A 20,609-nucleotide genomic window follows, 5' to 3' on the forward strand; every position below is an offset into this window, starting at 1 on the left:
GACAAGTGGCCGCTACGGTCATCAATAAAATGACGGAGCATGCTAAAATAGCGGCTCCGTTTTTTTTCAGGCAGAGCCATGATAGGCAGAGTCATGAAAGGCCCCGTGTTAATTTTTGATTCCGGTGTCGGCGGCCTGTCGGTGGCGCAGTCGCTGCGCCAATACTACCCTGATGCTGCCCTGTGCTATGCCTGCGACAACGCTTGGTTGCCCTATGGCCTACGCGAAGATGCAGCCCTGACCGACCGCATTGTGGCGGTATGTCGTTCCGCTGTGGAAGCGTGCCAGCCGAGTGTTTTGGTTGTCGCCTGCAATACCGCGAGTACTCTGGCGCTGGAAAATTTGCGCGAGCAGTTAGCAATCCCTGTCGTGGGCACCGTACCTGCTATCAAACCTGCCGCAGCGATTAGCCAGACACGCCATATTGGGCTGTTAGCCACCAAGGCCACGGTAGGGCGACCCTACACCCAACGCTTGATTGATAGTTTTGCCAGCGACTGTGTGATTACTCGCGTCGCCGCTGATGCCTTGGTCGTTGAGGCGGAAGCGTACTTGGCAGGTATCACGCCCGATATTGACCGAATACAGACGGCGCTGGCGCCGTTATGGCACGCCGTCGCACCTCCGTCGTCTACTCCTTCTTTAACACCTGACCATCAGGCGCTAGATACCGTCGTACTGGGCTGCACTCATTTCCCGCTGCTCAAGCCTTGGCTGACGCAGCTTGCCCCCGTGCCGCTACATTGGGTCGACTCCGGCGATGCGATTGCCCGCCGGGTTGCGCAAGTAGTCGATGAGCTAAATAGCGATCAGCACGACGGCCGCTGCTTTACCACCACCTCAGCAGCTAACCTGACCGCTGGCTTGGCCCGCTACGGATTTGATGCGCCCCAGTTGCTTAACGTGGGCGCCTGAACACTATTGACCGCTACTATTTCTAATCGGATTCAAAGGAGCAGCCTTGGCTATCCCCGTTGTAGAACCTGAACGCTACGCTGAGCAGCTAGCCGCCAAACGCGACTACCTGGAACGTACCTTTGCTGCTTTTCAGCCACCGGTGTTAGAGGTGTTTGAATCGCCGCCAGGCTATTACCGTCAGCGCTGCGAGTTTCGCATATGGCACGAAGAGGACGATCTCTTTTACGCCATGTTCGAGGTAGACCCTGAGAACCCGAAGAACAAGCGGGTGATTCGGTTAGATCAGTACGCAGTCGCCAGTGAGCGAATCAATCAACTGATGCCGCAGTTACGCGAAGCGTGCCTTCGCTGTGATGAGCTGCGTCGGCGGCTGTTTCAGGTAGAGTTTCTAACCACGCTGTCAGGTGAGGCGCTGGTAACACTTATTTACCACCGCCCATTAGGCGATGAGTGGGAGCGCGAAGCCCGCGCTCTTGAGGCTGAGCTGGGTATTATGATTATTGGCCGCTCCCGCAAGCAGCGCATCGTACTTACCCGAGACCACGTATGGGAGCGGCTAGAGGTGGATGGCCACACGCTGCACTACCAGCAGGTCGAAAACAGCTTTACTCAACCCAATGCACATATCTGCCAGAAAATGCTCAGCTGGGGGCGCGAAGTCACCGCGGGCCAGCAGGAGAATAACGCGAAGAAAGATCTGGTCGAACTCTATTGCGGTAATGGCAATTTCACCATTGCCCTGGCGGAGAACTTCCGCCGCGTGCTGGCCACAGAAATTTCCCGCACGTCAGTGGCTAGCGCTAACGTGAACCTGGAAGCCAATGGGGTAACGAACGCGCAGATTGGTCGTATGTCAGCGGAGGAGTTTTCGCTGGCGCTGAAGGGCGATAAAGCCGGGCGTCGCGTGGCGGAAATGGCGCTGGAAGAGTACGATTTTTCCACCGTACTGGTCGACCCGCCCCGTGCTGGTTTAGACGAGCAGAGCTGTGAACAACTCAGCGAGTACGCTCAGATCGTCTATATTTCATGCAACCCAGCCACGTTAGCTGAAAACTTGACCATACTGACCAACACCCATGAGATAGAGCGCTTTGCGCTATTTGACCAGTTTCCGTTTACCGACCACTGTGAATGTGGAGTGCTGTTGAAGCGGCGGGTGGCCGAGTAAGCATACGACCTAATGCGTAAACGGTATGTGCCATGAACAACACGTCAGGTGATTAGGGCCGCGACGATAGGTAGCGTAAGCTAGCCGTTATGTTGGCCTAAAGGCCTATTGTCCTTCGTTTTTTGGCCGTTTAATGGCCTAGGCAGTCGAGGTGATGGATGCACTACGTTGCGATTGAAGAGAGCCGGCAAGATCTTTTGAAGCAGCTCCAGGAGCGGCTATACGCGCGGTTAGACCCCGCTCGTGCCGCCACTGTGGACGCTTTTGCTCGGCACTTTTATGCCACCGTGCCGGTGGAAGACCTGGTAGATCGCCGCCTGGACGATCTGTATGGCGCAACGCTGTCGATCTGGCAGTTTTTGCAGCATCACGACCCGCAAAGCCCCAAAGTAAGGGTATTTAACCCTGATTTTGAAGAGCACGGCTGGCAGTCGACGCATACCTTTGTCGCCGTTCTCCACGAAGATATGCCGTTTTTGGTCGACTCGGTGCGTATCGAGCTCAACCGCCGCGGCTTGACCGTGCACGCCATTCAAAACGCCGTGCTTGCAGTCGCCCGTGATGAGCGCCATCAGTTGCAGGCGCTGGCCTCGCCCAGGGCAGAAAACGCACCTGAAGCGCGCGAGTCGCTAATTGTCATTGAGGTAGACCGGCACACCGACGTGGCGTTGCTTGAGAAAATCGAAAGCAATCTAAATGACGTGCTTCGCGATGTACGTACCGCTGTGGGCGATTTCGACGCCATGTGTTCGCAAATCACCGCATCGATTCAAGAACTCGAGAAAAACTGCCCGCCGCAGATCGATCCTGACGACCACGAAGAGGCGATTGCCTTTTTAGAGTGGATGCTCAAGGATAACTTTACTTTCCTGGGCTACGACGAGTACCTGCTGGAGGGCAGCGAGTTAAAGCGCGACGCGGATAGCGTGCTGGGCGTGTTCCGCCTGGATCAGCCGCGCTACTGCGAGCGTATTCGCACCGAAGAAGGGGTGGATGAGCACAATGATTATGTGCTGGTGCCGCAGCTACTATCGTTTGCCAAAAGCGCCCATCACTCCCGGGTGCACCGTCCTACCTACCCTGACTACATCACCGTTGATCGCTACGACGATGACGGCAATGTGATTGGTGAGCGGCGCTTCTTCGGTTTGTTTACCTCCACGGTCTATAACGAGTCGCCGCGCAATATTCCGCTGCTGCGCCGCAAGCTCAAAGCCGTCATGGATATCGCTGGGTTTAATCCCCAGGGCCACAACGGCAAGCAGTTGTTACAGGTGCTGGAAGTCTATCCCCGGGATGATCTTTTCCAGATCGATACCGAGTCACTGGCCAGCACTGCGCTGGGCATCCTCAATATTCGTGAGCGCCGTCAGGTGCGGCTATTTATCCGCGCCGATATCAGCGGCAAGTTCTACTCTTGCCTGGTGTTTGTCCCCCGGGACGTGTTTTCCACGGATCTGCGTCAGCGGATTCAAAACGTGTTGTGCGACGAGTTAGACGCCCACTTTGGCGACTTCAATACCTATTTATCCGAGTCTGTGCTGGCGCGTATTCAATTGATTTTACGCTTTAATGGTGACGCGCCCAGCGACTATGACCTCAAGCGTTTGGAAAGCAAAGTGTCACGGCTGGCGCGCAGTTGGCGTGACGAGCTGCAGAACGCCATGATCGAAGGCTTTGGGGAAGAGCGCGCCAACAATTTGATGGATCAGTTCCGCGAGGCGTTCTCGGCCAGCTACCGTGAAGACTTCTCTGCGCGCACCGCGGTGTTTGATGTTCAGCACCTACTGACACTGGATAGCGAGAACGACCTCTCGCTGTCGCTCTATCGGCCATTAGAAGAGCAGGGTGGTGGTGTTAACCTGAAACTGTTTCACCGTGAATCGCAGATTCCGCTGTCTGACGTGCTGCCGATGATGGAAAACCTCGGCCTGCGTGTAATTGGTGAACGCCCCTACGATATTAACGCTCCTGAACAGCGCTACTGGATTCACGATTTTGAGCTTGAGCACAGCGGTGCGGATGTCAGCCTGGGCGACATGCGCGATGTATTCACGGAAGCCTTCAAGCGCATCTGGACCGGCGAGGCCGATAACGATGCGTTTAACCGCCTGATTATCGGCGCTGGCCTGGATTGGCGCGAAGTGGCCATGCTGCGTGGCTACGCACGCTACCTCAAACAGATCCGCTTCGGCATGTCCCAGGATTACATCGCTGCTACGCTGGCCAACTATCCTGCCATTACCCGTGAGTTGGTTGAATTATTCCGCCTGCGTTTTGATCCTGAGCAGCAGAGCCACGCCACCGACGAGTGCATCGCGAGCTTAAATGAGCGCTTGGAAGGGGTCGCCAGCCTTAACGATGACCAGCTACTGCGCCGCTTTATGGAGCTGATCCTCGCCACCCTACGTACCAACTACTACCAACTGGCTGAGGGTGGGCGCTTTAAAGATTATATCGCCTATAAGCTGGAGCCCTCCAAGGTTACCGGCATGCCCAAGCCGCGGCCGATGTTTGAAATTTTTGTCTGCTCGCCGCGGGTGGAAGGTGTCCACCTGCGGGGCGGCAAAGTGGCCCGCGGTGGCCTTCGCTGGTCGGATCGCTTTGAAGATTATCGCACCGAAGTGCTGGGGCTGGTGAAAGCGCAGCAGGTTAAGAACGCCGTTATCGTGCCGGTTGGTGCTAAAGGCGGTTTTGTCTGTAAGCGCATGCCGGAAAATGCCAGTCGTGATGTCGTCCAGAAAGAGGGCATTGCCTGTTACCAAATCTTTATTCGTGCGCTGCTGGATGTCACCGATAACCTGGTGGGCGGCGATGTTGTGCCGCCGGAAAATGTTGTCCGCCATGATGAGGACGACGCTTACCTAGTGGTAGCTGCCGACAAAGGCACCGCTACCTTCTCAGATATCGCCAACGAAATTTCCATTGAGTATGGTCACTGGCTGGGCGATGCCTTTGCCTCTGGCGGTGCTAACGGTTATGACCACAAGAAAATGGGCATCACCGCTCGCGGTGCCTGGGAATCAGTTAAGCGCCACTTCAAAAATCTGGATCTCGACACCCAGCGCGACCTGTTTAGCGTGGTGGGGATCGGTGATATGGCCGGCGATGTGTTTGGTAATGGCATGCTGCTCTCCGACAAGATTCAGCTAGTGGGCGCCTTCAACCACCTGCATATCTTTGTAGACCCCAACCCGGACGCCGAGGCGTCGTTTGCCGAGCGCAAGCGGCTGTTTGCATTACCACGCTCCAGCTGGGAAGACTATAGCCAGGAACTGATCTCCGCCGGTGGCGGCATCTTTAGCCGTAGCGCCAAGTCGATTAGCATCACACCGGAGATGCAGCAGGTATTTGGTATCAAGGAAGAGCGCCTGTCGCCGAATGAACTAATCCGCGCCATGCTCAAATCCAAGGTGGACTTGATTTGGAACGGCGGTATCGGTACCTACGTGAAGGGCTCCGACGAAACCGATGCGGATGTGGGCGATAAAGCCAACGACACCTTGCGCATCAACGGCAATGACTTGAATTGCCGTGTGGTCGGCGAGGGCGGTAACCTCGGCTTGACCCAGCGCGGACGTATGGAAGCCGCCGCCAAAGGCGTGCGCGTTTACACTGACTTTATTGACAACGCCGGTGGAGTGAACTGCTCCGACCACGAGGTCAATATCAAGATTTTGATCGATGAAGTGGTCAAGCGCGGCGACATGACCGACAAGCAGCGCAATCAGCTGTTGGCGGAAATGACCGACGAGGTGGCGGATCTGGTGATCCTGGATAATTACCGCCAAAGTCAGGCGCTGGATCTATCGGCTACCCTTTCTGACCAGTCAATGGGCCCTTACCGCCGTTTTATCAGCGAGCTGGAGGCCGCCGGGCAGATTGACCGCGAGTTGGAATTCCTGCCTACCGATGATGTGCTCAAAGAGCGGGCCAGCAACGATCAAGGGATGCGCCTGCCGGAACTGTCGGTACTGATCTCCTACGCCAAGAGCACTTTGAAAGGCGACTTGATCACCTCTGATGTGCCGGACGATCACTATATTCATCGTCACCTGGAGCGGCTGTTCCCATCAGTGCTGGTCGAGCGCTTTAAAGTCGAAATGTACGAGCACCGTCTGAAGCGTGAAATTGTCGCTACCCAGGTGGCCAACGATCTGGTCGATCATATGGGGGTCGTCTTTGTACGTCGCCTGATGGACTCCACCGGAGCGGGGCGCGCCGATATTGCGCGAGCCTACATCGTGGCCCGTGATAGCTTTAACTTGCCCAGTCTATGGGCGCAAATTGAAGCCCTCGATAATCAGGTGCCCAACCGCATTCAGTACTCGATGATGCTTGACCTGATGCGCTTGATCCGTCGTGCCACGCGCTGGTTTGTGCGTCAGCACTTAGGGCTTTCGACACAAGATACCATTGAGTACTTCGCTCCTCGCTTGGCGCAGTTGCAGGAAGGTATTGGTGAGCTTCTCAGTGGTGAAGAGCTTAGCGCCTGGAACTCGCGTCGTGACGAGTTGTTGGAGGCGGGTGTGCCAGAAGCGTTGGCATCCAACGTGGCGGCGTCATCAAGCCTTTATGCGGGGCTGGGTATTATCCAGGCGGCGCGCCTGACGAATGAAAAACCCCAGCGAGTGGCGGAAGTGCTGTACGAAATTGGCAGCCGCCTGGAGTTACCATGGATGATTCAGCAGGTAACCCAGCTGGAAGTGCGCGACGCCTGGCAGGCCCAGGCGCGGGAAACCTTCCGTGACGATATTGAGCGCCAGCAGCTGGCGCTGACCACCAGCGTACTGAAGTTGGATGCCGGAAGTCGCGATACCCCGGAGCGGGTGGCGCAGTGGCTGGATCAGCACGCCGATCTGCATCGCCGCTGGTGCCGCCTTATTGAAGAGGTGCGCGGCGGCAGTGAAGGAGGCTTTGCGCTCTTTGCCGTGGCGGTACGCGAACTGGTAGATCTGGCTGAAAGCGATAGCGAAGCCTAAACGTACCTAGCCGACTTAATTAAAGCGTGTCTATTTAATTAAAGTGTGTCCATGAAAGCGCGCCCTGGTTCTCCACCAGGGCGCGCTTTATTGCGTTATACTGATGCCCGTTTTCAGCTCCCGCTTCAAGAGATCCGCTATGTACAACCTCGCTCGCTCACTGTTTTTTCGCGTTGACCCAGAGACCTCTCACGGGATGGCCTTGAGCGCTCTGGATGCACTGCATCGGGTGGGTGGGGTAGCACGCCTGTTTGGCCAGTCGGTGAGTGATCCCGTCGAGCTTATGGGGCTGCGATTTGCCAATCGAGTGGGGTTAGCTGCCGGGTTGGACAAAAACGCCGACCATCTTGATGCCCTTGGCGCGCTGGGGTTTGGGTTTGTCGAAGTTGGCACGGTGACGCCTAAGCCGCAGCCAGGCAATCCTAAGCCTCGGCTATTTCGCCTAGCGCAGCATGAGGCAATCATCAACCGCTTTGGCTTTAACAACAAAGGGGTTGCGCACCTGGTTCAGCAGGTCAAACAGCGCCACTACGGCGGCATTGTGGGCATCAATATTGGTAAAAACCTGACGACTTCAGTAGAGCACGCGCTGGATGACTACCTCATATGTTTAGACGCGGTGCATCCCTACGCGGATTACATTGCCGTTAACGTCTCTTCACCGAATACCCCTGGGTTGCGCAGCCTACAGTTCGGCGAGCAACTGGATGCGCTGTTGGGGCCGATTCGAGCACGAGCCTCAGAGCTCAATGACCAAACGGGCCGCAACGTACCATTGCTGATTAAGATAGCCCCGGATATGAGCGCTGAAGAAGTAGTCTTGCTGGCAGAAAGTATTCAGCGCAATGCACTTGATGGCGTGATAGCCACCAATACGACGGTTTCCCGCGCAGGAGTAGAGGGTGACTCACAAGCGGAGGAGGCTGGAGGGCTCTCTGGGAAACCGGTCTTCGAGGCATCCAATCGCGTTATTCGCCAACTGCGTCAGCATCTACCATCGTTACCTATCATAGGTGTCGGTGGGATCGATAGTGCTGCTGCTGCTCAGGCCAAAATCGCGGCGGGAGCAGATTTGGTGCAACTTTACTCGGGGTTGATCTATCAAGGGCCTAAACTGGTCGGTGAATGCGCGAGGGCACTGAAAGCTAAAGGTTGAGTGCAAAGATGATTAGCGAAGCGGTGTGGGCATAAAGGCGCACTAAAAAGCCCACTTGAAAAAGTGGGCTCACTGAAAACCTCTCGCTTAAAATCTTTCTTTTAAAACCTTGAAAAATAAAACGTTAGGCCATGACTAAAGGATTTTTGTGGATGCCCGAGATGCCGGTCATCCCATCCCACTGGTCGCCGCGACCTTCACGCCAACCGCTCATCCAGTATTCGCGTAAATTGATATCTTGACTGGGACAGTCGTCACGAGAACGACCCGATACACCCGCTTTGTAGCCGTGGACATAAGCCCGCTGGAAGCGATCACGTTTTTGCCGTTTCATTGGCTAACCTCTTTTCACGAAAGCCTTTGATAAGAAATAGGGTGTTATCGAAAACAACCACTATTCCGAGAGCTTGCTTCAAGAGCGAGACGCCGCTTCAGCCCTGTTGTTTGGCACTCACGGGCTGAACGAGCCGAGCGGCAATCTCTTACAAAGAACACTTAAACGCCAAGGGTCCGGTCTTGAACCGACCCTGACAAGAAACGCATGCGTTTTTCAGTAGCTACTCTCTTATTGTTAGACCATGATGGGGTCATCTGTCGACTACCAAATTGTCATAAAACGTAAACTCATTTGCTATATACAGGAATATTGCGCCTTTCAGCGCCGCTATTATCATGACCGAGTCGAACCAAACCGCTCCCCTGAACTTGCTCGCCACTTGTCCCAAAGGCATTGAAGGCTTGCTCCACGACGAACTCATAGCGCTGGGCGCCACGCCGGGTAAAACCACTGTAGCGGGCGTCTATTTCACTGCCAGCCAAGCGATCGCTTATCGTGTCTGCCTGTGGTCTCGGTTAGCTAACCGGGTCATTTTGACCCTGGTACGCGAATCGATGATCGATACCGCTGGGCAAGTGCGCGATGTGGTCGCCCGTATTGCCTGGACGCAGCACCTGGCGCCGGGTAACACGTTGGCGGTCGATTTTCACGGCCGCAGCGAACATATTCGCCACACCCGTTTTGGTGCCCAGACCGTTAAGGACGGCGTAGTTGATGCCCTTCAACTGGCAGGGCAGGAACGTCCCAACGTTGATACTAAAACCCCGCATTTGCGTATATACGCCCACCTCCACCGGATGAACCTAACTATTGGGCTGGATCTCTCTGGTGAAAGCCTGCATCGTCGCGGTTATCGCCGGGATGTGGGGCATGCGCCGCTAAAAGAGAATCTGGCGGCGGCACTGTTGGTGCGCGCAGGCTGGCCCGAGCGCCTCAAAGCCGGTGAACCGTTGATCGATCCGCTTTGTGGTGCGGGCACGCTACTAATCGAAGCCGCCATGATGGCCGCTGACCAAGCGCCTAACCTGAATCGCGAGCGGTTCGGCTTTCACGGCTGGGCTGGGCATGATGATGAAGCGTGGCGGGAGCAGAAGCGCGAAGCCGAAGCGCGCGCGTCGATTGGTCGCAAGCGCTGCAAAGCCCAGCTACTAGGCTTCGACCAGAGCCCTACGGCGCTTACGGCGGCGAAGTCCAATGCTATGCGGGCAGGCATCCCAGCCTTGATTACCCTGCATGGGCAGAGCCTTGCCCAGTTGACGCGTCCCGAAACACTGACTGCTGAGAGCGGCCTGCTGATCACCAATCCCCCTTACGGCGAGCGCCTGGGCGAGCTACCCGAACTGGTGCGTCTCTATGCCCAGCTAGGTGATAAAGCCAAAGCACTGTTTCCCGGCTGGACCCTGGCGGTGTTTACCGGCAATCCGGATCTCGGCCACCGGCTGGGGATGCGTGCGCACAAACAGTACGCACTCAAAAACGGCGCCTTGGAGGCCAAGCTGCTGCTTATGGAGGTTGGTGGCGCCGAGCATTCACCTGCCGTGAGCGATACAAAGCCTGTTCAGAGCGAGAGCAGTGCAGTAGCGACACCTAATGAAGAGGCTAGCGAAGAGCAAGCTGTTCACAAAAACCAAGACAATGCCCAGATGTTTGCCAATCGGCTGATCAAAAATCAGAAGCGCTTGAAGAAATGGCTGAAGCAGAGCGGGGAAACCAGCTATCGTGTGTATGATGCCGATATGCCCGAGTACGCATTGGCGGTGGATCGCTACGGTGACCGCGTGCACGTGCAAGAGTACGCGGCGCCGAGTTCGATTAATCCGGCCCAAGCACAGAAGCGCTTGTACGATGCCTTGGAAGTCATGCCCGAGGCGCTTAACGTTGACGCCAGTAAAATCTATATCAAACGCCGCGAACGCCAAACCGGCAGCGCCCAGTATCAGAAGCGCGCCGCTAGTGGCGAGCGTTTTGAGGTGCAGGAAGGTAAGGCACGGCTCTGGGTCAATCTGCGTGACTACCTGGATACCGGGTTGTTCCTTGACCACCGCCCGGTACGTCGGATGCTGGGCGAAATGGCCAGCGGCAAGCGCTTTTTAAACCTGTTCTGCTACACCGCCACGGCGACGGTACAGGCCGCCTTAGGCGGCGCCAGCGACAGCGTGAGCGTGGATATGTCCAACACCTACCTGGAGTGGGCTAAGGACAACTTTGCGCTGAATAAGCTTGATACACGGCTGCACCGCGTGGTGCGCGACGACTGTTTCCGCTGGCTGGAAACCGCCAATGCTGAGTTTGACCTGATCTTTATGGATCCGCCGACGTTCTCTAACTCGAAGAAAATGCGCGATACTCTCGACGTGCAGCGTGACCACCCGCGGCTTGTGGAGCTCGCCATGGCGCGCTTGGCACCCGGTGGAACCTTGGTGTTTTCTAATAACCAGCGGCGCTTTAAACTCGATGAAGCGCTCAGCGAGCTTTACGCTGTTGAGGATATCACCAGGCGCAGTTTCGACCCCGATTTCCAGCGGCGCACGAACCTGCACCACGTGTTTTTACTTCGTCATAAGGCGTCATAAGAGAGCTTTTGCATGATTCAGCTATCGCTTTACACAACGATGGGCTGCCACCTATGCAGCCAGTTAGAGGCTTTGGTGGCGGCACTGGCGAATCAAAAGGTGTGGCTGCACCACATCGAGATTAGCGACGACGACGCCCTGGTTGAGAGCTACGGCGTGCGGATACCGGTGCTGGTGGATGGTGACGGCAATGAGCTGGATCGTGGCTTTGAGCTGGAGCGATTAAGTGCCTGGTTGCGCGAGCGCGGCTGGCTGGATGAAGACGCGCTGGCGGGGTTTACAGCACCGCCAGACACTACGCCGCCGAAAGGCGCCCATAAGCGTCATGGGCGGCGTTTTTTAGGTTAACAAGTGCATGGTTAATAAGTGCATGGCCGGGTTCGAGTGACTTACATCACGTCCAGTAGCGATAGTTGACGCATGGCTTCTTGGCCTTCGGGGGTATGGTCGGCCACTTCCAGCACCTTGCGAAAGCCTCGTGAGGACTGGATAGTGGTTTCGTCCTCCAGCCACATATGGGCTTGATCCAGCGTATCGGCTAGCTGATGTTTCAGACCGCCAAACTGAGTGCCGATTTGGCCCCAGGCGCGGCTGAAAATCCAGTCACCAAACATATCCTGGTGAATATGAACCAACACATAGTCATGGTTGGTTTCCCAGCGTACGATCACAACACTCTCCTTAAATACCCTTTAAACACGCCTGCCCATCAAGCCGTCGCGGGCGTATTGTAAAGCCCGGATACCAAAACGCCTATGAAACTTGTCATCGACGCCAATATCCCCGCTGCCGAACGCTGCTTTGGCCATTTCGGTACGCTCACCCGCGTGCCTGGGCGGGAGATAAACGTCGCCCACCTGCAGGATGCCGATGCGCTCATCGTGCGCTCCATTACCCAGGTCAGCGATCAGCTAATTGCCGATAGCCCCGTGCGCTTTGTTGGTACTTGCACCATCGGCACGGATCATATCGATCAGGCAGCGCTCGCTCAGCGCGATATTGCCTTCGCCAGTGCGCCAGGCTGCAACGCTGAAGCGGTGGTTGATTACGTACTAAGCGGCTTGCTAACGCTGGCGGAACGCGATGGCTGGGTACTTAGCGAGCGCACCGTGGGTATTGTGGGGGTAGGCAATGTCGGCAGCCGGCTGCAGGCGCGGCTAACCGCCATGGGCGTGGCAACGCTGGCCTGTGATCCGCCTAGAGCCGAAGAGGAGCCTGAGCAAGGCTTTCACTCCTTAGACGCCCTGATCGAACGCTGTGACGTGTTCTGCCTGCATACACCACTAACCCGCGAAGGCCCGCACGCGACTTATCAGCTACTCAACGCCCAGCGTATTGATGAGCTGGCGCCAGGTAGCGTAGTGCTGAATGCCGGGCGTGGGGATTGTGTGGATGGTTTAGCGCTGCGGAGTCGTCTTGCGGGCAAGGGGGATATCAGTGCCATACTGGATGTGTGGGAGGAAGAGCCCGATATTGAGGCTGGCTTGCGTGATCTGGTCTCTCTGGCAACACCGCATATTGCCGGGCATAGCCTGGATGGCAAGCTGCGTGGCACCTGGATGATTGAGCAGGCGCTAGCCCGCTATTGCGGGCAGCCTAGTGGACTAACACTCACCGATATTTGCCCGCCGCCCGAGCTGGCTTCGCTGCATTTACAGCACGCACTACCCCCGGAAGATGCTCTAAGGCTCTGTATGAGAGCGGTGTATGACGTGCGCCGCGACCACGATGCTCTCCAGCGCCAAACCCTGAATCATGGAATGCGTAAAGGCTTTGATGACTGCCGCGCCAACTACCCGCTGCGGCGTGAATTCGCCACGCTCAATGTGCAGCTATCAGGGGAGGCGGTAGCGCTAGAGGGCATGCTGCTTGGGGCTGGGTTTGGTGTGATGGTGGATAATTAAAGGTTAGTTAGTAGGTGTTTACAGGCAGGAATAAATGGTTGCTAGAGTCATTTTGACGCTTTGGTGTTCTGACGCTATAGTGCTAAGACGTCATGAGATTTGGAAAACAACATGAGTGAAACATCGAAGCGTTCTACGGTCTATTTTGACCCTCAGTTACACGCTGCGCTGCGGTTGAAGGCAGCGCATACGCATCGTTCCCTATCTGATATCGTCAACGACGCTGTTCGGGCTGCGCTGGCTGAGGATCAAGAAGATTTAGCCGCATTCGAGGAGCGGATATCCGAGCCAACAATGAGCTATGAGGCGTTGCTGGATGATTTGAAGGCCCATGGCAAATTATAAGCTTGTCTTCAGGAAATCTGTCTCCAAAGATTTTCGGCCAATTCCAAACAAAGACGTTACCCGCATTCTTCAGCGCATAGAGGAACTGCAAGAAGAGCCTCGTCCTATCGGTAGTGAAAAGCTTTCAGGGCAAGAGCGTTATCGTATACGGCAGGGAGCCTATAGAATTATATATGAAGTGGCAGATGAGCTTCTTATCGTGACTGTCGTAAAGGTTGGGCACCGAAAGCATGTCTATAAGCGTAGCTAACGCTTCTGATGTCAAACCCAATACAGAATAAGGCCCGCAGATGCGGGCCTTAAACGTATGGAGCTACTGAAAAACTTACTGACGATAAGCGGCTTCTTTCAGCGCACGGATGCGTTCATCCAGCGGCGGATGGCTAGCAAATAGCTTTTCCACCAGCGAGCGCGTTTGGCCTTTGGTGATGGCCATGGCGCGCAGCGTGTCTGGCATTTGATCGGGCATTTCAGTTTCGGTTTTCAAGCGTGCCAGGGCGCTGACCATGGCATTGGTGCCCGCTAAGCGCGCACCAGCTTCGTCGGCGCGGTATTCGCGGTAGCGCGAGAACCAGGCGACGATAGCCGAGGCCAAAATACCGAACACTATCTCAGCGACCATCACCACCGCGAAGTAGCCCATAAAGCCCAGCCCGCCTTCGCCATCGCTGCGGCTGCGCAGGAAGTTATCGACTAGATGCGCCACGACCCGGGCAAAGAACATCACAAAGGTGTTCACCACGCCCTGAATCAGCGCCAGCGTTACCATATCGCCGTTAGCGACGTGACCAATTTCGTGAGCCAGTACTGCACGCACCTCTTCTGGACGCATGCGATTCATTAAGCCTGCCGAGACGGCTACCAGCGCATCGTCTTTGTTCCAACCAGTGGCAAAGGCGTTTGACTGCTGAGCCGGGAAAATACCCACTTCCGGGGTTTTGATACCCGCCTCGCGGGAGAGCTCAGCCACTGTGTCCAACAGCCACTGTTCGGTAGAGTTGGAGGGCGTTTCGATAATCACCGTGCCGGTGCTGCGCTTAGCCATCCATTTGGAGATAAACAGCGAGATGATGGACCCCGCCATGCCAAACACAAAGCAGAAAATCAGCAGACTGGTGAAGTTGATGCCCTGGCCGCGCAGGTAACCCTCTACGCCTAGCAGGCGCAGGGTAATACTGGCGACCAGCAAGACCGCTATATTGGTGCCTAAAAACAGCAGAATTCGCATCATGGTGCAGGTTCTCCCCTAAAGTTCATCGAAGCATTACTAGATTAATGGCTTAGATACGTGCTGTTCATGGCAGTTTCAAGTCATGGCTACAAAAGCTACTGCCAATAGCGCGACAAGAAGTTGGCAAAGCGATCGAGTGCATCGCCTAATTGGTCGGCCCAGGGCAACGTTACGATGCGCACATGGTCCGGTTCTGGCCAGTTAAAGGCCGTGCCCTGTACCAGTAAGATTTTTTCCTGTAGTAGCAGATCCAGCACCATCTGCTGGTCGTCTTTGATATTGAAGACCTTGGGGTCGAGCCGTGGAAAGGCGTACAGCGCGCCTTTAGGTTTCACGCAGGAAACGCCGGGGATTGCGTTTAGCTTCTCCACGGTAATATCGCGCTGGGCCAGCAGCCGCCCGCCGGGCAGGATTAAATCATTGATCGACTGATAGCCCCCCAGCGCGGTTTGAATCGCGTGCTGGGCGGGCACGTTGGCACACAGGCGCATGGAGGCGAGCATATTCAGCCCCTGGATATAGTCCTGAGCGTTTAGCTTTGCCAAGGTGCCGGAGATAATCATCCAGCCCGAGCGGAAGCCTGCACAGCGATAGCTTTTGGAGAGACCGTTCATGGTGATGACCAGTTGGTCATCGTCCGCCAGCGCACCTGTGGCGGTGTGTTCGACGCCGTCATAAAGGATTTTGTCGTAGATTTCGTCTGAGAACACCACCAGATTGTGCTGTTTGGCGATCGCCAATACCTCTTTCACCACGGCGGGTGGATAGACCGCGCCGGTGGGGTTGTTGGGGTTGATCAGTACAATGGCACGTGTGTGGCTGGTGATCTTGGCACGAATATCCGCCATGTCGGGCGTCCATTCCGCCTGCTCGTCGCACAGGTAGTGCACCGCGTGACCACCGGAAAGGTGGGCGGCGGCGGTCCAGAGCGGGTAGTCCGGCGCGGGAATGAGTACTTCATCGCCGTCGTTGAGCAGCGCCTGCATGGCCATCACGATCAGCTCAGAGACGCCGTTGCCGATGAAGATATCTTCTATACCCACGCCGGGAATCTGTTTGCGCTGGCACTCCTGCATAATCGCTTTACGGGCAGAGTAGAGGCCTTTGGAGTCGCAGTAGCCCTGGGCGGTGGGCAGGTTACGCATCACATCCTGGAGAATCTCTTCCGGCGCCTCAAAACCAAAGGGCGCAGGGTTGCCAATGTTTAGCTTGAGAATTCGCTGACCTTCCTCTTCCAAGCGCTTGGCATGGTCAAGTACCGGGCCGCGAATGTCGTAGCAGACATTGTGCAGTTTATGAGATTTCTTTAACGGTTGTGATTCTTGCGACTGCGGGGTATCCATGAGGTGTCTGTCCAAAAGTAGCTAGAGGCCCAAAAGTGTCCAAAAAGCATGAGTGTCTAAAAACAGCGCCCACAAGCCATCGTAGGCTATCGAGCTATTAGGCCATTATGCGTCGGAAAGTGCTTGATTGTCTTCGTCGTTTTGCACGGGCGGTGGAGGAATGTCTGCCGGGGTTTCAAGCGTTAGCCTGCCCAGCTTGCCATCACGCAGTTCGTGAAGCAGCACTTCCGCGCCGCGGTGCAGATCAACGGCGCCGCCGGGACGCAGGCCGCCTCGGCGGGCAGCGATATCTTTTAAGATGGCGTTACCGTCGAAGCCAGCAATAGCAAGAAAGTCGGGTTTTTTCGGGCCGTCCGCGTCAATGTCATGGGGAATGTCCGGCGCGGCGTAGGGCGGCAGCTCTTTGAGCTTATAACGCTCGGTGAGCGCTTCGGGGTAGCGTTTGGCCAGCTCTGCGCTGGTAACGATTGCTACATCGGCGTACTCGATAGCGGTATCGCGAATGGCGCCGGTGGCGGCGAGACGATAGGCGCTGGCCTGATCCTCAATCTTCGGCCACAGCACTCCTGGGGTGTCGGTGAGTGCCACACGCCCATCGATACGCACTTTTTGCTGGCGCTTGGTGACTGCTGGCTCGTTGCCGGTTTTAGCGATTTTTCGCCCGGCCAGTCCGTTAATCAGCGTGGATTTTCCCACGTTGGGAATACCCATCACCATCACGCGCACATCCCGGTCAGCACGAACGGCACCGGCCAGCTCATGGCACAGCTTGGGAATTTTCTTGAGTTCGCGAGTGTTGGTGGTGGTCACCGCCAAGGCACGCATATTCTCTTGGGCATCGAAATAAGTCACCCATTCGGCCGTTCGCTCCGGGTCAGCGAGGTCTGCCCGGGAGAGGATTTTTAGCACCGGCTTATGGCGGGTTAGCTCGGCCAGCATTGGGTTGGCGCTGGAGTAGGGCAGACGTGCATCGAGTACCTCGATGACTACGTCAATTTCAGGCAGCACCTCCTTAATCTGGCGGCGGGCCTTGTTCATATGTCCGGGGAACCAGCCGAGCATCATTCTCTCCTACAAGCACAAAAAAAGCGGGCTGCTATTGTAGCACCCGCTTTACTGGTTTCCTTGCGAGGATTTAGCGCTGATTACTCGTCAGGATGAAATTCCAGTGATACCGAGTTAATGCAGTAGCGCAACCCGGTAGTCTCCGGAGGTCCATCGGGGAACACGTGACCCAGGTGAGCATCGCAGTGAGAACAGACCACTTCGGTGCGCTGCATGCCGTGAGTAGTATCCGTATGCTCCTCAACGCAGCGGCTGCCCAGCGGCCGATCAAAGCTCGGCCAGCCACAGCCAGCATCGAATTTATGCTCGTTCTCAAACAGCGGTGCGTGGCAGCAGACGCAGTGGTAAATACCCTGCGCATCGCGCACCTGATAATCACCGGTGAACGGGCGCTCGGTGCCTTTCTCACGCGCTACGCGATACTGCTCGGGGGATAGCTGCTGTTGCCACTCGTCAGGGGATTTTTCTATTTTCGCCATGCTCTGTTCCTCTCCCTTATGCATTGCGCTTACATCGCTGAGGCCAAGTGTGGTTTGGACTCACTAGCCTAGTGACACCACTTGATCATCATGAGTTTCAGCATGGGCGATTATACATCGCTGTGCCAGTGTAAGCGCTATACGCTAGCCGCGCCGCCGTTACTGCGCGGGTCGTGGGCGCTCTCTATCAACCCATCCGGGTGGTGCACAATACCGCCTGCATGGCCCATGGTGTCACTGAATGCCTCGGGCAGCACTTCCACATCGTGGCCTGCCGTTGCCAACGCGGCCACTAAGGCGTCGTCAAAACGCGCTTCGAGCTTTAGGTTCGTGCTGGTTTCGCCCCAGGTGCGCCCCAGCAGCCAGCGAGGGGCCGTGATCGCCTGCTGCAGCGGCATGCCGTGCAGCGCGTAGCGCGAAAATACCGCTGCCTGGGTTTGCGGCTGGCCCTCACCGCCCATGGTGCCGTAAACCATAGTGCGGCCATCGTTAAACTTGGCAAGCGCCGGGTTAAGAGTGTGGAAAGGTTGACGTCCAGGGGCTAAGCCGCGCAGGTCGTCGGGGTTAAGCGAAAAGCTGATGCCGCGGTTTTGCCACAGCACACCGCTTTCTGGCAGCACTACGCCACTTCCGAATTCCCAGTAGATACTCTGGATAAAGCTCACCGCACGCCCTTCGCTATCCACGGTGCCCATCCAAATGGTGTCGCCAGGGGCAGGTTCGTGTGGCCAGGGCAGGGCATGTTGTGGGTCGATTTGAGCCGCCTCCCGGCCAATATTCTCTTTGCTGAGTAATTCCTGCAGCGGGGTGGGTACGCGGCCGGGGTCGGTGACGTTTTGGTCGCGCAGGATAAAGGCGCGCTTGGTCGCTTCGATGAGCCCGTGCAGGTGTTCAAAACCGTTTGGCTCGGCGGCTTTTAAGCGTTCGTAAATGCCTAAAATCATTAACGATGCCATGCCCTGGGTCGGCGCAGGTAGGTTATACAGCGTGGTATCCTGCAGGGTGACTTCCAGCGGTGTGACGCGCTGGGCGCGGTAAGCATGGAAGTCTGCCAGGCATAGTGGGCTGCCCACCGCCTCTAAATCTCGCGCCATGCTAGCGGCCAGCTCGCCGCGGTAGAAGTCGTCTAACCCCGCTTCTGCCAAGCGCTTAAGTGTCGCGGCCAGGCGCGGCTGACGCAGCCGCTTACCCTCACGCGGTACTTGACCGTTAAGCAGCAAGGCGTCACTAAAGCCAGGACTTTGAGACAGGCGCTCAACGTGTTTGGCGGTAAGCGCTTCCTGGCTTTGGGAGACCGCAACACCCCCCTCGGCATGATAAATGGCGTCGGCCAGTAGCGTGGTGAGAGGCAACTGCTTACCCCATGCTGACGCCACGTTCAGCGCTTCATGCCAACCGCCAATGGTACCGGCCATGGTGAGGGCGGCTTTAGGGCCGCGCTCGGGAATCTGCGTTTCACCGGCGTAGAAGTCTGCGCTGGCAAGCCCTGCCGCAGGGCCGCAGGCGTCAATGGCGATGGGCGCTTTGCCCGGCTCATGAATGAGCCAGAATCCATCGCCACCCAGGGCGTTCATATGCGGGTAGACCACCGCAATGGCAGCAGCGGCTGCGACCATGGCTTCCACCGCGTTACCACCCTGTTTAAGCACATCTCGCCCGGCGCTGGCAGCTAGGTGATGAGGAGCGACGCAGCTGCCGCCGTAACTACGTTGGGTGTGGAGCATCTTTGAATCCTTGTTATTAAGTAAATAGTTGTTAAATAAATGCTAGAGCAAGACGTTACCAGCCAATGGCTTCGGGCAACCAGGTAGCAATGCTGGGAAAGATAAATACCAGCGCGACGGCGACAAACTGTAAGCCGATAAACGGTAGGGCGCCTTTATAAATATCCAGCGTCGAGACTTCTTTCGGCGCTACACCCTTGAGGAAAAACAGCGACCAGCCAAAGGGTGGGGTAAGAAACGATGTTTGTAGCACTAGTCCCACCAGAATGCCCAGCCACACCATATCGACGCCCATCTGCACAAAGAAGGGTAAAAATAGCGGTAGGGCAATATAGCTGATCTCAATCCACTCCAGAAAGAAACCCAGCACAAACATCAGTAGCAGCATAAACAGCATCGCGCCTAATTCGCCACCGGGCACCCAGTCGAACATACGGGCAACCAAATGCTCGCCGCCCAAGCCGCGAAATGCCAGGCCAAATACCTGGGCGCTGATCAAAATAAAGAACACCATGGCCGAGATCACCAGCGTGGCCTGGGCAACTTCTTTGAGTAGCGCAAAGGTTAACCGCCCCGAGCAGGTCACAATTAGCAATGCTCCTAGCGCACCCATGGAGGCCGCTTCAGTAGGCGCGGCAATGCCGCCAATAATCGAGCCTAATACCGCAAACACCAACCCCACTGGCGGGCCTACCACGGTAATCACTTTGCGTATCAACTGACCCCGGCTCATTTCTGCTCGCTCCTCGGCAGGAATAGGCGGCATTAAGTTGGGGTAGAGCTTGGCGATCACCAGAATGGCAATAATATACACCGCCGCCAGGGTTAGTCCCGGCACCATGGCGGCGGCGAACATCGTACCGACCGATTCACCCAAAATTTCCGCCAGCAGAATCAGCACCAGGCTGGGTGGAATAATCTGACCCAAGGTGCCGGAAGCGCAGATCATCCCGGTGGCCAGGGTTTTAGGGTAGCCGCGGCGTAGCAGCGTCGGTAGCGTTAGCAGGCCAAGGGTAACGATAGTGGCGCCCACAATTCCCGTGGCGGCGCCTAACAGCACGCCAACGAGAATGATCGCTACGCCCATGCCGCCCGAGAGGCCGCCAAACAGGTGGCCGATAACATCGATCAACTCCTCGGCCAACTTCGACTTCTCCAGCATCACCCCCATAAACACAAATAGCGGTATGGCCATAAAGGTGTAATTGGTTACTACGCCGTAAATACGTGATGGCAGCAGGTTAAACAGCATTGGCCCAAAGCCAATGTAGCCAAAGAAAAAGGCCGTCGCCGCGATACTAATGCCTACCGGAATACCTATCAGCAGGAACACAAAAAAAGCCACGATCATGCCGATCGCGAGCCATTCATTGGGAGACATGCG

The 20,609-nt window shown here is 56.2% G+C and carries 17 protein-coding genes; 9 read left to right on the plus strand and 8 right to left on the minus strand.

Annotated elements, in window-relative coordinates; all coding sequences use genetic code 11:
- The first annotated feature begins 93 nt into the window (after positions 1–93).
- From murI to HZU72_RS19185, 4 genes are all read left to right on the plus strand, one after another.
- A complete protein-coding gene (murI, locus tag HZU72_RS19170) occupies positions 94–915 on the plus strand; it encodes a glutamate racemase (protein ID WP_180095014.1) in 822 nt (273 codons plus the stop codon).
- A 46-nt stretch (positions 916–961) separates the two neighbouring features.
- Entirely contained in the window at positions 962–2,086 is a 1,125-nt protein-coding gene (trmA, locus tag HZU72_RS19175; RefSeq protein ID WP_180095016.1) for a tRNA (uridine(54)-C5)-methyltransferase TrmA, read from the plus strand.
- Positions 2,087–2,244: 158 nt separating this feature from the next.
- The gene (locus HZU72_RS19180) at positions 2,245–7,068 is read left to right on the plus strand and encodes an NAD-glutamate dehydrogenase (protein ID WP_180095018.1); all 4,824 of its coding nucleotides are present in this window, start codon (positions 2,245–2,247) and stop codon (positions 7,066–7,068) included.
- A 139-nt stretch (positions 7,069–7,207) separates the two neighbouring features.
- A complete protein-coding gene (locus tag HZU72_RS19185; protein ID WP_180095020.1) occupies positions 7,208–8,224 on the plus strand; it encodes a quinone-dependent dihydroorotate dehydrogenase in 1,017 nt (338 codons plus the stop codon).
- 124 nt (positions 8,225–8,348) lie between these two features.
- On the opposite strand, the gene rmf is transcribed toward HZU72_RS19185, so the two are convergent.
- Positions 8,349–8,558 (minus strand): ribosome modulation factor, encoded by a 210-nt coding sequence (gene rmf / locus HZU72_RS19190; RefSeq protein WP_007111057.1) that lies wholly within the window; start codon positions 8,556–8,558, stop codon positions 8,349–8,351.
- Between the two features lie 338 nt (positions 8,559–8,896).
- Between rmf and rlmKL the strand changes: the two genes are divergently transcribed.
- Together rlmKL and HZU72_RS19200 are read left to right on the plus strand one after the other, a co-directional pair.
- A complete protein-coding gene (gene rlmKL, locus HZU72_RS19195; protein ID WP_180095022.1) occupies positions 8,897–11,134 on the plus strand; it encodes a bifunctional 23S rRNA (guanine(2069)-N(7))-methyltransferase RlmK/23S rRNA (guanine(2445)-N(2))-methyltransferase RlmL in 2,238 nt (745 codons plus the stop codon).
- Between the two features lie 12 nt (positions 11,135–11,146).
- Positions 11,147–11,482: a glutaredoxin family protein gene (locus HZU72_RS19200; protein WP_180095024.1), complete on the plus strand. Its 336-nt coding sequence runs from the start codon at positions 11,147–11,149 to the stop codon at positions 11,480–11,482.
- A gap of 41 nt (positions 11,483–11,523) precedes the next feature.
- Here the strand turns inward: HZU72_RS19200 and HZU72_RS19205 are convergent, their stop codons facing one another.
- On the minus strand, positions 11,524–11,805 hold the full coding sequence (locus HZU72_RS19205) for a hypothetical protein (RefSeq protein ID WP_022520413.1): 282 nt from the start codon (positions 11,803–11,805) through the stop codon (positions 11,524–11,526).
- 84 nt (positions 11,806–11,889) lie between these two features.
- On the opposite strand from HZU72_RS19205, the gene pdxB reads away from it, so the two are divergent.
- The 3 genes from pdxB to HZU72_RS24255 all read left to right on the plus strand — a co-directional run bounded on the left by pdxB (position 11,890) and on the right by HZU72_RS24255 (position 13,633).
- Positions 11,890–13,038, plus strand: coding sequence for a 4-phosphoerythronate dehydrogenase PdxB (pdxB, locus tag HZU72_RS19210; protein WP_180095026.1), 1,149 nt, complete (start codon positions 11,890–11,892; stop codon positions 13,036–13,038).
- A gap of 111 nt (positions 13,039–13,149) precedes the next feature.
- Positions 13,150–13,383 carry an RH3 domain-containing protein gene (locus HZU72_RS19215; protein ID WP_180095029.1) on the plus strand — a complete coding sequence of 78 codons (234 nt, stop codon included), beginning with the start codon at positions 13,150–13,152 and terminating at the stop codon, positions 13,381–13,383.
- The gene (locus HZU72_RS24255) at positions 13,370–13,633 is read left to right on the plus strand and encodes a type II toxin-antitoxin system RelE family toxin (RefSeq protein ID WP_180095031.1); all 264 of its coding nucleotides are present in this window, start codon (positions 13,370–13,372) and stop codon (positions 13,631–13,633) included. The genes HZU72_RS19215 and HZU72_RS24255 overlap by 14 nt, the downstream gene beginning before the upstream one ends.
- 75 nt (positions 13,634–13,708) lie before the next feature.
- Here HZU72_RS24255 and htpX read toward each other — a convergent pair whose 3' ends face one another.
- From htpX to HZU72_RS19250, 6 genes are all read right to left on the minus strand, one after another.
- Positions 13,709–14,614, minus strand: a complete 906-nt coding sequence (gene htpX, locus HZU72_RS19225; RefSeq protein WP_180095033.1) for a protease HtpX — start codon at positions 14,612–14,614, stop codon at positions 13,709–13,711.
- A 95-nt stretch (positions 14,615–14,709) separates the two neighbouring features.
- Positions 14,710–15,957, minus strand: coding sequence for a pyridoxal phosphate-dependent aminotransferase (locus tag HZU72_RS19230; RefSeq protein ID WP_180095035.1), 1,248 nt, complete (start codon positions 15,955–15,957; stop codon positions 14,710–14,712).
- A 105-nt stretch (positions 15,958–16,062) separates the two neighbouring features.
- Positions 16,063–17,019, minus strand: coding sequence for a ribosome biogenesis GTPase YlqF (ylqF, locus tag HZU72_RS19235; protein WP_180095038.1), 957 nt, complete (start codon positions 17,017–17,019; stop codon positions 16,063–16,065).
- 83 nt (positions 17,020–17,102) lie between these two features.
- Positions 17,103–17,501: a peptide-methionine (R)-S-oxide reductase MsrB gene (msrB, locus tag HZU72_RS19240; RefSeq protein ID WP_180095040.1), complete on the minus strand. Its 399-nt coding sequence runs from the start codon at positions 17,499–17,501 to the stop codon at positions 17,103–17,105.
- A 137-nt stretch (positions 17,502–17,638) separates the two neighbouring features.
- Positions 17,639–19,225 carry a gamma-glutamyltransferase family protein gene (locus HZU72_RS19245; protein ID WP_180095042.1) on the minus strand — a complete coding sequence of 529 codons (1,587 nt, stop codon included), beginning with the start codon at positions 19,223–19,225 and terminating at the stop codon, positions 17,639–17,641.
- A gap of 55 nt (positions 19,226–19,280) precedes the next feature.
- A complete protein-coding gene (locus HZU72_RS19250) occupies positions 19,281–20,606 on the minus strand; it encodes a TRAP transporter large permease (protein WP_180095044.1) in 1,326 nt (441 codons plus the stop codon).
- Between the last annotated feature and the right edge of the window lie 3 nt (positions 20,607–20,609).

Source organism: Vreelandella sedimenti, from assembly GCF_013416325.1.
Classification (GTDB): domain Bacteria; phylum Pseudomonadota; class Gammaproteobacteria; order Pseudomonadales; family Halomonadaceae; genus Vreelandella; species Vreelandella sedimenti.

Coding starts and splice junctions, on each gene's coding strand:
- HZU72_RS24255 (WP_180095031.1), top strand. CDS start 13,370: ATGGCAAATTATAAGCTTGTCTTCAGGAAATCTGTCTCCAAAGATTTT.
- HZU72_RS19230 (WP_180095035.1), bottom strand. CDS start 15,957: ATGGATACCCCGCAGTCGCAAGAATCACAACCGTTAAAGAAATCTCAT.
- msrB (WP_180095040.1), bottom strand. CDS start 17,501: ATGGCGAAAATAGAAAAATCCCCTGACGAGTGGCAACAGCAGCTATCC.
- HZU72_RS19180 (WP_180095018.1), top strand. CDS start 2,245: ATGCACTACGTTGCGATTGAAGAGAGCCGGCAAGATCTTTTGAAGCAG.
- ylqF (WP_180095038.1), bottom strand. CDS start 17,019: ATGCTCGGCTGGTTCCCCGGACATATGAACAAGGCCCGCCGCCAGATT.
- HZU72_RS19200 (WP_180095024.1), top strand. CDS start 11,147: ATGATTCAGCTATCGCTTTACACAACGATGGGCTGCCACCTATGCAGC.
- pdxB (WP_180095026.1), top strand. CDS start 11,890: ATGAAACTTGTCATCGACGCCAATATCCCCGCTGCCGAACGCTGCTTT.
- HZU72_RS19250 (WP_180095044.1), bottom strand. CDS start 20,606: ATGTCTCCCAATGAATGGCTCGCGATCGGCATGATCGTGGCTTTTTTT.
- HZU72_RS19245 (WP_180095042.1), bottom strand. CDS start 19,225: ATGCTCCACACCCAACGTAGTTACGGCGGCAGCTGCGTCGCTCCTCAT.
- HZU72_RS19215 (WP_180095029.1), top strand. CDS start 13,150: ATGAGTGAAACATCGAAGCGTTCTACGGTCTATTTTGACCCTCAGTTA.
- rlmKL (WP_180095022.1), top strand. CDS start 8,897: ATGACCGAGTCGAACCAAACCGCTCCCCTGAACTTGCTCGCCACTTGT.
- murI (WP_180095014.1), top strand. CDS start 94: ATGAAAGGCCCCGTGTTAATTTTTGATTCCGGTGTCGGCGGCCTGTCG.
- HZU72_RS19185 (WP_180095020.1), top strand. CDS start 7,208: ATGTACAACCTCGCTCGCTCACTGTTTTTTCGCGTTGACCCAGAGACC.
- rmf (WP_007111057.1), bottom strand. CDS start 8,558: ATGAAACGGCAAAAACGTGATCGCTTCCAGCGGGCTTATGTCCACGGC.
- htpX (WP_180095033.1), bottom strand. CDS start 14,614: ATGATGCGAATTCTGCTGTTTTTAGGCACCAATATAGCGGTCTTGCTG.